The organism is Mesorhizobium sp. B2-7-2 (genome assembly GCF_006440775.1).
Taxonomy (GTDB): domain Bacteria; phylum Pseudomonadota; class Alphaproteobacteria; order Rhizobiales; family Rhizobiaceae; genus Mesorhizobium.
In genome coordinates, this window is sequence record NZ_VFTZ01000002.1 from 102,161 (window position 1) to 115,013 (window position 12,853).

Here is a 12,853-nt window from a genome sequence, read left to right on the forward strand (position 1 = left end):
TCATTGAAGTCCGGAATGACCAGTGAATAGACCGGGACCTCGCGTCCCGCGGCATTGCCCGCATCGATCACCGGTTCCCTCCCGACACCCGCTGGAGTTTGGCTGGCGACGCTAGTCGGGATTGCCTAAGGCGCCGTTAAGGGGTCACAATTTCCTTAACGCCACTTCCTCGACCAGGTGGTTGGTGCCCTTGCGCAGGATGAGGTCGGCCCGCGCCCTGGTCGGCAGGATGTTCTCGCGCAGGTTCTTCAGGTTGATGTTGGCCCACAGCCCCTCGGCGATGGCCCGCGCGGCATCCTCGGAGAGCTGCGAATAGCGGTGGAAGAAGGAGTCCGGGTTGCGGAAGGCGGTTTCGCGCAGCCGCATGAAACGCTGGATGTACCATTGATGGATCAGCTTCTCGTCGGCATCGATATAGATGGCGAAATCGAAGAAGTCGGACAGGAACGGCACGATCTTGCCGTCCTTCGGCAGCTTGCCCGGCTGCAGGACGTTGATGCCTTCGAAGATCAGTATGTCCGGCCGGTCGATGGTGACGAACTCGCCGGGAATCACGTCGTAGGTCAGGTGCGAATAGACCGGCGCGCTGACGCTGCTTTGCGCCGACTTGATGCCGGACAGGAATCTGAGCAGCGCGCCGACGTCGTAGCTCTCGGGGAACCCCTTGCGCTCCATGAGGTTTTCGCGGCGCAGGATCTCGTTGGGCAACAGGAAGCCGTCGGTGGTGATGAGGTCGACCTTCGGGCTCGACGGCCAGCGCGCCAGAAGTTCCTTCAGCACGCGCGCCGTGGTCGACTTGCCGACCGCGACCGAGCCGGCAATGCCGATGATGAAGGGTGTCTTGACGACGTCCTGCGCGTTGAAAAAGGCCTGGCGCTGCCGGAACAGCAACTGACTTGCCTCGACATGGGCCGAAAGCAGCCGGGACAGCGAGAGGTAGATGCGCTTGACCTCTTCGAGGTCGACCGGGTCGTTGAGCGAGCGCAGCCGGTCGATCTCGTCCCCGGTCAACGTCAGCGGCGTGTCGGCGCGGAATTGCGACCATTGCTCGGCGGAGAAGAATCGATAAGGGGAATACTTCTCGGTCGGAGCCAGCTGGTCCATCAGGTTTCCTGCCCTCCTAGAGCGTGCCGCCGAAAAGTGCGAAGCCGGGTGACATCATGCTCTCTCTTTCGATCAGCCCTGGGGCCGGGATGCCTTTTCGGCGGTACCCGAGCGGCCGGTTCGGCCCTCAAGCTCCTTCAGCACCTCGTCAAGCCGAATGCCCGCGATGCCAAGGACGACCAGCCAATGATATATAAGATCCGCGCTTTCCGAAACGACGGCTTTCTTGTCTCCCTTGACGGCGGCAATCACCGTCTCGACGGCTTCCTCGCCGAGCTTCTGCGCCGCCTTGTCGATGCCTTTGGCGAACAGCTTCGCCGTCCATGAGTCGGCGTCGCCGGAATGGGCGCGCTGATGGATGATCGTTTCCAGCTCGGCGAGTGAAAATTGAGCCATAGCAGCGGTTTAAGTCCGATGGGCGGCCGAGTCCAGCCGCATCGGCAGGCCGGCTTTGGCCATATGCGTCTTGGCTTCGGCGATGGTGTAGGTGCCGAAATGGAAGATCGAGGCGGCGAGCACCGCGCCCGCATGGCCGTCGCGGATACCCTCGACCAGGTGATCGAGCGTTCCGACGCCGCCGGAAGCGATCACCGGCACACGCACCGCGTCGGCAATCGCCCGGGTGAGCGCGATGTCGTAGCCGGCCTTGGTGCCGTCGCGGTCCATCGAGGTCAAAAGGATCTCGCCGGCGCCGCGCTCGACCATGCGCTGCGCGAATTCGACCGCGTCGATGCCGGTCTTCTCGCGTCCGCCATGGGTGAAGATCTCCCAGCGGCCGGTGTCGCCTTGCGCCGATACCTTCTTGGCGTCGATCGCCACGACGATGCACTGATTGCCGAATTTATCGGCGGCTTCCGCGACGAAATCCGGGTTCTTCACCGCCGCCGTGTTGATCGACACCTTGTCGGCGCCGGCTAGGAGCAGCTTGCGGATGTCGGCCACCTGGCGCACGCCACCGCCGACGGTGAGCGGCATGAAGCACTGCTCGGCCGTTCGGGCAACCACGTCGAAGATCGTCTCGCGATTGTCGGACGATGCGGTGATGTCGAGGAAGCAGAGCTCGTCGGCGCCAGCGGCGTCATAAGCCTTGGCGGCCTCGACCGGGTCGCCGGCATCGACGAGGTCGACGAAATTGACGCCCTTGACCACGCGGCCGTTTTTTACGTCGAGGCAGGGGATGACGCGGGCCTTGAGCATCACTTGCGCTCCAGCGTCGAGAGCAGGTCGACCACCAGCGCGCCGACCAGCGGCGGCACGTCGCCCTTGGGATCGAAGGCCGGGTCGTAGGCGGAAATGGTGAGCCCGGCGATGGCGAGCGGCCCGGCGAGACCGCACATGGCGGTGCGCAGCTGCTCGGGCGCCGGACCGCCGGGCGTGGTGTAGCGATTGGCCTGCAGCTTCTCGGGGTCATGCACGTCGAGGTCGACATGCATGTGAACCTGGCGTGCGCCGTCGGCCTTCAGTCTTTGCGCGGCGCTCTTCCAGTCCGGGCATTCGGTCCGGATGATCGGCAGCTTTTCCAGCAGTTCCTCTTCCGCGCTGTCGAGGTCGCGCGCATTGACCAGAACGCAGCGCGACGGATCGACCGGCTTGAAGCCCGGGATCTGCGCCGCTATCGATCGCCAGCACAGGCCCAGCACGGTGGCCAGCGCCATGCCGTCGAGAAAGCCCGTTGTGGTGGTTTCCGGCGTGTTGAGGTCGCCATGCTGGTCGGCCCAGATGATGGCGTCGGCACCGGCACCGGCCACGGCGCCGGCGGCGGTCAGGCAGTTGCCGGCCAGCACGATCGGAAACCGCTTCCTGTCCAGCGCCATGCGGACTTCGCCTGAAACGGCGTTGCAGACGGCAAATCCGGTACCGATCTCGCGCTCGGCTTCGTCCTCGACCACCTTGCCGATGTCGCTCACCTCGACATCGTGGCCGGCGAGCTTCAGCGCCTCGGCCAGCCCGCCCGAAATCAGCGCGTCCGGGCCCTGGCCGCAGCCGCCGTGGAAATGGCCGCTGTCATAGGACGCCAGGATGATCGAAATGTTCACGCTCTTGCCTCCGCCCGCTCGCCGCGCAGGATCGCCAGCGCCTCGGCCGGGTCAATACGGCCGTCATATAGGGCGCGGCCGGAGATCGCGCCTTCGAGTTTTTGCGCGTCGGGCATGGTCATGCGCACGATGTCGGCGATCGAGGCGAGGCCGCCGGAGGCGATCACCGGAATGGACACGGCCTCGGCGAGGTCGATGGTCGAATCCCAGTTGATGCCGGTCAGCACACCGTCGCGGTCGATGTCGGTGTAGATGATGGCGGCCACGCCCGCGCCCTCGAATTTCTTCGCCAGCTCGATGACGCCGAGCTCGGAGGCCTCGGCCCAGCCTTCGACCGCGACCTTGCCGCCCTTGGCATCGATGCCGACCGCTATTTTCCCGGGAAAAGCCTTGCAGGCCTCCTTGACCAGGTCGGGTTCGCGCACCGCCACGGTGCCGAGGATAACGCGCGTCAGGCCGCGATCCAGCCAATCCTCGATCTGCGGCAAGGTGCGGATGCCGCCGCCGAGCTGCACCGGGTTCTTCGTCGCCTTCAGAATGGCGCCGACCGCCGCCGAATTGACGCTCTGGCCCTTGAAGGCGCCGTTGAGGTCGACGACATGCAGCCACTCGAAGCCCTGCTCCTCGAAGGCTTTCGCCTGCGCCGCTGGATCGTCGTTATAAATGGTGGCCGTGGCCATGTCGCCGTGCTTCAGGCGCACGCATTGGCCGTCCTTCAGATCTATTGCCGGAAACAGGATCATCGGTCAGGCGCCCTCGACAATGACGAAATGGCCGGTCGAAGAGGCGAGCCGGAACTTCGAGGCATGCTGATATTCAGGTGAATGATAGCATTCGATCGCCTTGTCGTAGGACTCGAACTCGACCAGCACGTGACGGTTGCCGGTCGCTCCTTCCGGGCTCTCGTAGCGTCCCGCGCGGACCGGGAACTTTGCGCCGTATTTCGCGAAGGCGACAGCGTTCGCTTCGATATATCGCCTGTAGACGTCCGGATCGCGGACATCGATCATCGCCATCCAATAGCCCTTCTTGCTCATTGTCAGGGCCTCCACTTCAGGAAATTCGTGATCAAGGCCAGGCCGAGCGCCTGGCTCTTCTCGGGATGGAACTGCGTGCCGGCGAGGTTGTCGCGGGCGACGGCCGCCGTCACCGCGCCGCCATAACCAGTCGTCGCCACGATCTCGACCGGGTTCTTCGCGTCCAGATGATAGGAATGGACGAAATAGGCGTGCAGCCCCTTCGGGCCGGTCTCGATACCGGAAAACAGCGGGTGCTTGCGTTGGAGTTCGATCGTGTTCCAGCCGATCTGCGGGATTTTCAGCGCCGGATCGGACGGCGTGATCTCCTTGACGTCGCCAGCGATCCAGCCAAAGCCTTTGGTGACGGTCTTCTCCAGCCCGCGCTCCGACATCAGCTGCATGCCGACGCAGATACCGAGAAACGGCCGCCCCTTGACGATCGCGACCTCTTCCACCGCCTCCCACATGCCCGACACCGCATGCAGGCCGGCGGCGCAGTCGGCATAGGCGCCGACGCCCGGCAGCACGATGCGGTCGGCGGAACGCACGCGCTCGGCGTCGGCCGTCAGCTCGATCGTCGCGGCAAGGCCCGCCTCATGCGCGGCGCGCTCGAAGGCCTTGGTGGCCGAGCGCAGATTGCCCGAGCCGTAATCGATGATTGCCACCCGCATGTCAGGGCCTTCCAGGTGTATGGGTCAGGCCGAGCGCCATGCCTGTCTGCGGCGGACGTGCCTGCGATGCGTCCGGCACGATGCGCGGCAGGGCTGACTGCTCCTCGCTCTCCGCGCCGGTTTCCAGCGCATGGCGCATCTCGGCATCGGCGAGATTGCCGGCCTCGATCACGCCCCATTCGCGCCAGCCGCGCCGCCGCAGCGAGGCGATGCGCAGGCCCTGGCCTTCAAAGCCGACATAGAGCGAGACCAGCAGCGACAGCAGCGATCCGGCTCCTTTGAGCCCGAGCCTTTCGCCAGCCCCCGACAGGATCGCCATGACGATGAAGGTCAGGGTCGCCTCGATCCACATCCGGTGCCAGGCAAGCCAGAGCGGCGCGACCAGGAAACCCAGCCAGGTGAAGCTGTCGCGCACGAAAATTGCGTCCTCGGCTTTGTTGCCGGCCGGCGGCGCCATCACGACATAGATCGCCATAGGGCTATCCTTTCAGGGACCCCTTGGTGGAGGGAACCGCGTCGGGCTGGCGCGGATCGGGCTCAAGCGCTGCGCGCAACGCCCGCGCCACCGCCTTGAAGCAGGTTTCGGCGATGTGATGGTTGTTGGCGCCGTAATGGTTGGTCACATGCAGCGTGATGCCGGCATTCTGCGCCAGCGCCTGGAAGAATTCCCGCACCAGCTCGGTGTCGAACGTGCCGATCTTCGGCGACGAAAAGCCCACATTCCAGACCAGGAAGGGTCGGCCGGACACGTCGATCGCCGCCCTGGTCAGCGTCTCGTCCATGGCAATGTCGATCGAGGCATAGCGCATGATGCCGCGCCGTTCGCCCAGCGCCTCGCTCAGCGCCTGGCCGATCGCAATGCCGGTGTCCTCGACCGTGTGGTGATCGTCGATATGCAGGTCGCCCTTGGCCTTGACCGTCATGTCGATCAGCGAATGCCGCGACAGCTGGTCGAGCATATGGTCGAAGAAGCCGACGCCGGTCGAAATGTCGGATTCTCCCTTGCCGTCGACGTCGACGGAGACCGAAATCTCGGTTTCCTTGGTCTTGCGGCTGACTTCGGCCGAACGCGTCATCGCTTTGTCCTTGTTGCCCTGCTTGGAGGCGCCAGGGCTTGAAAACGAAAGCCTTCTATCAGCATGATCCGGCGATTGCCAGTTGCCATTCCAGCCGCTATCGGCTGGGCCTGAGGTGGTTTGCAATCGTTGGCCCTATGCATACATATGACCGATCAAACTCACTCGTACCGCGCCAATCGCCTTTTCAAGGGATAGCGCGCATCGGAGCTCAAATGTCGAATGAACTCACCATGCACGCCACGACCATCATCAGCGTGCGCAAGGGCAACAAGGTCGTGATCGCCGGCGACGGCCAGGTCAGCCTCGGCCAGACGATCATGAAGGGCAACGCCCGAAAGGTCCGCCGGATCGGCAAGGACGGCAGCGTCATTGCCGGCTTCGCCGGCGCTACCGCCGACGCCTTCACCCTGCTCGAGCGGCTCGAAGCCAAGCTCGAACAATATCCGGACCAGCTGACGCGCGCCTGCGTCGAACTCGCCAAGGACTGGCGCACCGACCGCTATCTACGTCGGCTGGAAGCCATGATGCTGGTCGCCGACAAGTCGGTCTCGCTGGCGCTGACCGGCAATGGCGACGTGCTGGAGCCCGAACATGGCGTCATGGCCATCGGCTCGGGCGGCAATTACGCGCTGGCCGCGGCCCGTGCGCTGATCGACACCGACAAGGATGCCGAGCAGATCGCCCGCAAGGCCATGCAGATCGCGTCCGACATCTGCGTCTACACCAACAACAATTTCGTCGTCGAAACGCTTGATGCCGCCTGAACGACCATGACCCCGAACCGAAGGACCGCGAAAGCGAAAGGTGGCCGCCGGTTTTCGGACAAGATCATGGTCGAACCAGCAGATACATATGATTTTCGGCCGGTCACGGAAAAGGACCTGCCGATGATCGCCGGTTGGCTGCGCGAGCCGCATGTCGCCCAATGGTGGGACGCTCCGGACAAGGAGATCGCCGAGATCCGCGAGCATATCGATTCGGTTTCGGTGGAACCGCTGGTCGTCGAGCTCGACGGCAGGCCGATCGCCTATCTGCAGAGCTATGATCCGCATATGGAGGACGACCATCCCTATGCCGACCAGCCCTTCGGCACGGTGGGTATCGATCTCACGATCGGCCCGCCGGAACTGGTCGGGGTCGGCCATGGCTCGGCCATCGTGCGCCAGTTCGTCGAGGAGCTTTTGGAGGAAGGCGCGCCGCGCGTCATCATCGATCCGCATCCCGACAATGGCCGCGCCATCCGCGCCTATGAGAAGGCCGGCTTCAGGGCGATCGGGCGCAGGCATTCGCAATATGGGGATGTCGTGCTGATGGCCGTCGATGCGGCCGACGACGATGAACATCTGGGGGACTGATTGAATGACCGCATCCGGAGGGGACAAGACGCTTTCGGCCTATGAAGACAGCTGGCGCATGGGGCTGCTGCTCGTGCTGGCTTTGATCATCTTCCAGGCAGGCGCCTTGTACGCCATGGGCCACCCGCCGATCTGCACCTGCGGCTACGTCAAGCTCTGGCACGGCGTGGTCAACAGTTCGGAGAATTCTCAGCACATCGCCGACTGGTACACCTTCTCGCACATCATCCACGGCTTCCTGTTCTATGCGCTGGCCTGGGCGCTGTTCCCGCGCTCGCCGGTGGGCTTAAGGCTCGCCTTCGTCGTACTCATCGAAGGCGGCTGGGAGATCCTCGAAAACAGCCCCTTCATCATTGACCGCTATCGCGCCGGCACCATCTCGCTCAACTATTACGGCGACTCGATCATCAACTCGGTGTCCGACACGCTGTTCATGGCGCTGGGATTTGTGATGGCGCGAAAGCTACCTATATGGGTGATCGTGGCCCTGGCGCTCATCTTCGAGCTCGGCACGGGCTACATCATCCGGGACAATCTGACGCTCAACGTGATCATGCTGCTGCATCCGTTCGAGTCCATCAAACAGTGGCAAAGTGGAATTTGAGTAAATGAGCACCTTCTCTCCCCGCGAAATCGTTTCGGAACTCGACCGCTTCATCATCGGCCAGAAGGACGCCAAGCGCGCCGTGGCCATTGCCTTGCGCAACCGCTGGCGCCGCCAGCAACTGGAAGGCCAGATGCGCGAAGAGGTGATGCCGAAGAACATCCTGATGATCGGCCCGACCGGCGTCGGCAAGACCGAGATCTCGCGGCGTCTGGCGCGGCTCGCCGGCGCGCCCTTCGTCAAGGTCGAGGCGACCAAGTTCACCGAGGTCGGCTATGTCGGACGCGATGTCGAGCAGATCGTGCGCGACCTCGTCGAGGTCGCCATCGGCCTGGCGCGCGAGAAGATGCGCGAGGACGTCGCCGCGCGCGCCCAGATCAACGCCGAGGAACGCGTGCTGGAAGCCCTCGTCGGCAAGACGGCGAGCCCGGCGACCCGCGACTCCTTCCGCAAGAAGCTGCGCGACGGCGAGCTCGACGACAAGGAGATCGAGATCGAGGTGGCCGACACCGGCACCGGCGGCATGCCCGGCTTCGAGATTCCCGGCATGCCGGGCGCCAATGTCGGCGTGCTCAACATCAACGACATGCTGTCGAAGGCGATGGGCGGCCGCAGGACCAAGACCCGCAAGACCACGGTGCGCGATTCCTATGCGCTGCTGGTCAACGACGAGTCCGACAAGCTGCTCGATCAGGACGAGGTGGTGCGCAGGGCGCTGGAATCGGCCGAGAATGACGGCATCGTCTTCCTCGACGAGATCGACAAGATCGCGGCCAGGAGCGACATTTCGGGCGGTCCGTCGCGTGAAGGCGTGCAGCGCGACCTGCTGCCGCTGGTCGAAGGCACCACGGTCGCGACCAAATATGGGCCGATCAAGACCGACCATATATTGTTCATCGCTTCGGGCGCCTTCCATGTCTCCAAGCCGTCCGACCTGCTGCCCGAGCTGCAGGGCCGCCTGCCGATCCGTGTCGAGCTGCGCGCGCTGGAGAAGGCGGATTTCATCCGCATCCTCACCGAGACCGAGGCTAGCCTCATCAAGCAGTATATCGCGCTGATGAAGACCGAAGGCGTCGAGCTGACCTTCACCGACGACGCCATCGATTCGCTCGCCGGCATCGCCGTCGACCTCAACGCCAGCGTCGAGAACATCGGCGCCCGGCGCCTGCAGACGGTGATGGAGCGCGTGCTGGACGAGATTTCCTACGACGCACCCGACCGCCACGGCACGGCCGTCACCATCGACGCCGCCTATGTCGAGAAGCATGTCGGCGACCTGTCTAGAAACACCGACCTGTCGCGGTTCATCCTCTGAGTTCCTAGTTCCCCGACACAGGGAGTGAACATCAGCGCAAACGCCGGGGATTGGTTGAAGCCGCCCCAACGTCGTCATTCTATGGCGGAGCAAGGAGCGAAGCGACGCGGCGCAGACCCTGGAATCAATGCCGCGACTTGGAAGCGTCGCCACGGTGCAGAATTCTGCTCCGTTGCACGCCTTGGCGAAGGTAACGGCATGGATTCCAGGGTCTTCGCGACGGAGCTTCGCTCCTGCTCCGCCCTGGAATGACGATCGCGATGGGCGTTTCGGCCAATCTCCAACGCGTGCCACCTGCCAATGCAACAGAGCCGACCGGTCAAATCCCTGTGTTGTGCCACTAGTTCGGGCCGGCTCTCGTAGCCGACCCGAAACGGCCCTCCGGTGCCCCGGCTTCCGGCCCGCCTGAAAACGCCCTTCCAATCCAAAGTGTGGCCAAATGGAAGCATCTGGCCACCATTTTCGCTGACAGCTCGAAGCCTTCTCTCGACTCTGCCATGCGCTTTACCTAGTTTGCCGCGCATTCGAAGGCGGCGGCGTATGAAGAAACTTATCCTGCTTTTTCTCGGCATGGCCCTGGCGGCGGCGGTGGCAACCGCCGATGCCGCGACCATCGTGCCCCCAGGCAACCGCAACAGCGCGCAGCCGGATATTCCAGGCGCCTCCAGCCGGCGCACCCAGGCCACCAACACCACCTTCCAGGCCAAGTACCGCAAGGTCTACGCGCTCTTGCAGAACGATGCCGAGCTGCGCGGCAAGATCAGGAAGGCGGCAGCGGCCTACGGCATCGATCCCATGCATATCGTCGGCGCTATCGTCGGCGAGCATACCTACAATGTCGACGCTTACGACCGCCTGCAGACCTACTACGTCAAGGCGATCTCCTATTTGTCGAGCAAGCTCTCCTTCGCCTATCACGGCGAGGACGTCTCGGATTTCATCCAGCGGCCGGAATTCGAGAAATGCGCCGGCATGGACGACAGCTACGACCTTTGGGAATGCCGCGAGCAGGTGTGGAACCGCGCCTTCCGCGGCAAGAGCGTCGGCGGCGAGGACTTCCCCAACGACCGTTTCGGCGCCACCTTCTTCCAGCCCTATTATGCCGGCCAGACCTTCGGCCTCGGCCAGCTGAACCCGCTGACCGCGCTGCAGATGAGCGACCTCGTGCACAAGGTCTCGGGCCTGCCCAGGCTCGACGTCGGCGATCCCAACGCGGTCTACAAGACCATCATGGACCCGGACCTGACGCTGCCTTACGTCGCCGCGACCATCAGGAAGTCCATCGACGCCTACCGCGGCATCGCCGGCTTCGACATCTCGAAAAATCCGGGCCTCACCGCCACGCTCTACAATGTCGGCAACCCCGAAGAGCGCGCTTATGCGCTGAAGGCCGAGAACGAAAAGCGCCGCGCCGCCGGCGAGCCGGAAAAGCTGCCCGAAGAAAATTATTACGGCTGGTTGGTCAACGACAAGCTGGATGAGCTGAAGGCACTGTTTTAGGCGTCACGTTCGCGCTGCCCCTCAAGGCCCGCGACCCATCCCTTCGTCATTCTAGGGCGGAGCAAGGAGCGAAGCGACGCGCGCAGACCCTAGAATCCATGCCGTGACATCGGTCGTAGAATGCCAATGGTCCAGAATAGCCGCTAATGGCTGCGCCAGCTAAGATCGCTCCATGACCGGCTATGTCTACATGACCGCAAGCCAGAAAGGCGGCACGATCTATATCGGTGTCACCAACGACCTTGCTCGCCGGATGCCGGAGCACAAGACTGGCCAAGGCTCCAGCTTCACCAGCCGCTACGGTGTGCAGCGTCTGGTCTGGTACGAGGAGTATTTCGATATCGCCGATGCCATTCAGCGTGAGACGTCATTGAAGCGCTGGCCACGACGATGGAAGGTCGAGCTGATCGAGAAGAGCAATCCTGAATGGTTCGAGCTCTTTCGTGGAATTGGCTGGTGGGCGTTCTAAACCGTGGCGGCTCTCAACCGTCACGGCATGGATTCTAGGGTCTGCGCGCGTCGCTTCGCTCCTTGCTCCGCCCTAGAATGACGAAGGATACGCCGGCAGGCAGATGAGGGGCAGCGCCGCGATCAGCAATTGGCGCGACAGCTCAAGCTGCCAGCAGCGACTTCAGCTTGACCGCTTGCGAGCCGAGCGCTTCCGGCGCCGGGCTCGCCCGCTTGGCGATCAGCATTTCCGCCAGCCGGATGTCGCGCGCCACCGCATTGCCGGGGCCGATGCCGCTGGCGGCGACCAGCCTTCCGTCCTCGGCCAGGTGGAACAGGATGAAGGCGCCGTCGTCGAGATCGCGCCGCACGATCGAACGGCCCTCGTCCGACAGCCCGGCGATCTGCAGGGTCAGCCCGTACTGATCCGACCAGAACCACGGCACGGCGGCATGCACCTCTTCGCCGCCCAGTATGTTCTTCGCGGCTAAGGCGCCCTGTTCCTGCGCGTTGCGCCAGGCTTCGAGGCGCACGCGCCGGCCGCCATAGACGGCGAGCGGGAACGAGCAGCAATCGCCCGCGGCGAAGATATCCGGGTCGGCGGTGCGCAATTGCTCGTCGACCGCGATGCCGTTGTCGATGGCCAGCCCCGCCTCGGCGGCAAGCGCGGTCACCGGCACGGCGCCGATGCCGATCACCGCGAGATCGGCGACGACCCTCTGCCCGTCGGCCAGCGTGATGCCGACCTCCTTGCCGTCGTCGTCAATCGCCGCAATCCCCTGGCCGGTGCGGATCGCAACGCCCTCGGCCTCATGCGCCTTGTGGATGATCTCGGCGATTTCGGCCGGCACGCCGCGCATCAGGATGCGCGGCTGCGCCTCGATGACGGTGACGGCGGCGCCTAGCTTGCGCGCCGCAGCGGCAAGCTCGAGGCCAATGAAGCCGCCGCCGATAATGGCGACGCGGTTGCCGGCGCTGAGATGAGCGCGAATGGCCAAAGCGTCGTTGAACGTCCTGAGATAGACGCAACGGCCGCCGAGACCCGGCATCGGCAGCTTGCGCGGCACGGATCCGGTCGCCAGCAAAAGCTTTTCATATGGCAGGGAGGATCCGTCCGACAGTTGCACGACATGCGCGGCACGATCGATCGCGACGGCCCGGACGGAATGGATGTGGCGGATCGCGCGCTCGGCGAACAGCGCGTCGGTGGCGATCGCCTTGATGGCCGGCGCCTCGCCGGTCATCGCTTCCTTCGACAGCGGCGGCCGCTCATAGGGCAGATGCGGCTCGTCGCCGACCAGCGTGACCGGCCCTTCGAAGCCGAGATCGCGCAAGGCGAGCGCGGCGCGCCCGCCGCATTCGCCGGCTCCGATGACCACCATTCCTCCCGTCATCAGCGTCACCCGACCTGAACAAGAACTTTGCCGGCGTTGACCTTGACCGGATAGGTCCTGAGGCTGACGCAGACCGGCGCGCCTCTTGCATCGCCGGTCTTGTAGTTGAAGCGGCCATTGTGCTTCGGGCATTCGATGATGTCGTCCATCACCAGCCCGTCGGCCAAATGCACCTTTTCATGCGTGCACAGCCCGTCGGTCGCGAAATATTCGTCGTCCGGGCTGCGGTAGATGGCGAAGGTGCGGCCTGCATGGTCGAACCGCATCACGTCCTCCTCATCGATGTCTCCGGCCGCGCAGGCCTCGACCCAGTCGCTCATCTCGTCCTC

Annotated in this window: 17 protein-coding genes; 6 read left to right on the forward strand and 11 right to left on the reverse strand. The window is 64.0% G+C overall.

Features of this window, described 5'->3' with window-relative positions; genetic code table 11:
• Positions 1 to 144: 144 nt before the first annotated feature.
• The 9 genes from coaA to hisB all read right to left on the reverse strand — a co-directional run bounded on the left by coaA (position 145) and on the right by hisB (position 5,906).
• On the reverse strand, positions 145 to 1,104 hold the full coding sequence (gene coaA, locus FJ425_RS03290; protein WP_140543266.1) for a type I pantothenate kinase: 960 nt from the start codon (positions 1,102 to 1,104) through the stop codon (positions 145 to 147).
• A 72-nt stretch (positions 1,105 to 1,176) separates the two neighbouring features.
• Complete coding sequence (locus FJ425_RS03295) at positions 1,177 to 1,500, reverse strand: phosphoribosyl-ATP diphosphatase (RefSeq protein ID WP_140633641.1); 324 nt, start codon at positions 1,498 to 1,500, stop codon at positions 1,177 to 1,179.
• Between the two features lie 9 nt (positions 1,501 to 1,509).
• Complete coding sequence (gene hisF, locus FJ425_RS03300) at positions 1,510 to 2,301, reverse strand: imidazole glycerol phosphate synthase subunit HisF (RefSeq protein WP_140633644.1); 792 nt, start codon at positions 2,299 to 2,301, stop codon at positions 1,510 to 1,512.
• Positions 2,301 to 3,140 carry an arginase family protein gene (locus FJ425_RS03305; protein WP_140633647.1) on the reverse strand — a complete coding sequence of 280 codons (840 nt, stop codon included), beginning with the start codon at positions 3,138 to 3,140 and terminating at the stop codon, positions 2,301 to 2,303. The genes hisF and FJ425_RS03305 overlap by 1 nt, the downstream gene beginning before the upstream one ends.
• Positions 3,137 to 3,883, reverse strand: coding sequence for a 1-(5-phosphoribosyl)-5-[(5-phosphoribosylamino)methylideneamino]imidazole-4-carboxamide isomerase (hisA, locus tag FJ425_RS03310; protein WP_140543270.1), 747 nt, complete (start codon positions 3,881 to 3,883; stop codon positions 3,137 to 3,139). Before hisA ends, FJ425_RS03305 begins: the two co-directional genes overlap by 4 nt.
• A 3-nt stretch (positions 3,884 to 3,886) precedes the next feature.
• Complete coding sequence (locus FJ425_RS03315) at positions 3,887 to 4,177, reverse strand: DUF1330 domain-containing protein (protein WP_140633650.1); 291 nt, start codon at positions 4,175 to 4,177, stop codon at positions 3,887 to 3,889.
• 2 nt (positions 4,178 to 4,179) lie between these two features.
• Positions 4,180 to 4,830, reverse strand: a complete 651-nt coding sequence (gene hisH / locus FJ425_RS03320; RefSeq protein ID WP_140633653.1) for an imidazole glycerol phosphate synthase subunit HisH — start codon at positions 4,828 to 4,830, stop codon at positions 4,180 to 4,182.
• Position 4,831: 1 nt separating this feature from the next.
• Positions 4,832 to 5,305: a DUF2628 domain-containing protein gene (locus FJ425_RS03325; RefSeq protein ID WP_140633656.1), complete on the reverse strand. Its 474-nt coding sequence runs from the start codon at positions 5,303 to 5,305 to the stop codon at positions 4,832 to 4,834.
• 4 nt (positions 5,306 to 5,309) lie between these two features.
• Positions 5,310 to 5,906: an imidazoleglycerol-phosphate dehydratase HisB gene (gene hisB / locus FJ425_RS03330; RefSeq protein WP_140633659.1), complete on the reverse strand. Its 597-nt coding sequence runs from the start codon at positions 5,904 to 5,906 to the stop codon at positions 5,310 to 5,312.
• 215 nt (positions 5,907 to 6,121) lie between these two features.
• Here hisB and hslV point away from each other — a divergent pair, with 215 nt between their 5' ends.
• The 6 genes from hslV (at position 6,122) to FJ425_RS03360 (ending at position 11,152) form a co-directional block, all read left to right on the forward strand.
• Positions 6,122 to 6,673: an ATP-dependent protease subunit HslV gene (gene hslV / locus FJ425_RS03335; protein ID WP_140543275.1), complete on the forward strand. Its 552-nt coding sequence runs from the start codon at positions 6,122 to 6,124 to the stop codon at positions 6,671 to 6,673.
• A gap of 66 nt (positions 6,674 to 6,739) precedes the next feature.
• The gene (locus tag FJ425_RS03340; protein ID WP_140721724.1) at positions 6,740 to 7,264 is read left to right on the forward strand and encodes a GNAT family N-acetyltransferase; all 525 of its coding nucleotides are present in this window, start codon (positions 6,740 to 6,742) and stop codon (positions 7,262 to 7,264) included.
• 4 nt (positions 7,265 to 7,268) lie between these two features.
• Positions 7,269 to 7,868, forward strand: coding sequence for a DUF2585 domain-containing protein (locus tag FJ425_RS03345; RefSeq protein WP_140633665.1), 600 nt, complete (start codon positions 7,269 to 7,271; stop codon positions 7,866 to 7,868).
• Positions 7,869 to 7,872: 4 nt separating this feature from the next.
• The gene (gene hslU / locus FJ425_RS03350) at positions 7,873 to 9,183 is read left to right on the forward strand and encodes an ATP-dependent protease ATPase subunit HslU (protein WP_140633668.1); all 1,311 of its coding nucleotides are present in this window, start codon (positions 7,873 to 7,875) and stop codon (positions 9,181 to 9,183) included.
• A 540-nt stretch (positions 9,184 to 9,723) separates the two neighbouring features.
• Positions 9,724 to 10,683 (forward strand): DUF1402 family protein, encoded by a 960-nt coding sequence (locus tag FJ425_RS03355; protein ID WP_140633671.1) that lies wholly within the window; start codon positions 9,724 to 9,726, stop codon positions 10,681 to 10,683.
• Between the two features lie 172 nt (positions 10,684 to 10,855).
• Positions 10,856 to 11,152, forward strand: a complete 297-nt coding sequence (locus FJ425_RS03360) for a GIY-YIG nuclease family protein (RefSeq protein ID WP_140633674.1) — start codon at positions 10,856 to 10,858, stop codon at positions 11,150 to 11,152.
• A gap of 142 nt (positions 11,153 to 11,294) precedes the next feature.
• Here the strand turns inward: FJ425_RS03360 and FJ425_RS03365 are convergent, their stop codons facing one another.
• Entirely contained in the window at positions 11,295 to 12,524 is a 1,230-nt protein-coding gene (locus FJ425_RS03365) for an FAD-dependent oxidoreductase (protein ID WP_140721727.1), read from the reverse strand.
• A 5-nt stretch (positions 12,525 to 12,529) separates the two neighbouring features.
• Positions 12,530 to 12,844, reverse strand: coding sequence for a MocE family 2Fe-2S type ferredoxin (locus FJ425_RS03370; protein ID WP_140633680.1), 315 nt, complete (start codon positions 12,842 to 12,844; stop codon positions 12,530 to 12,532).
• Between the last annotated feature and the right edge of the window lie 9 nt (positions 12,845 to 12,853).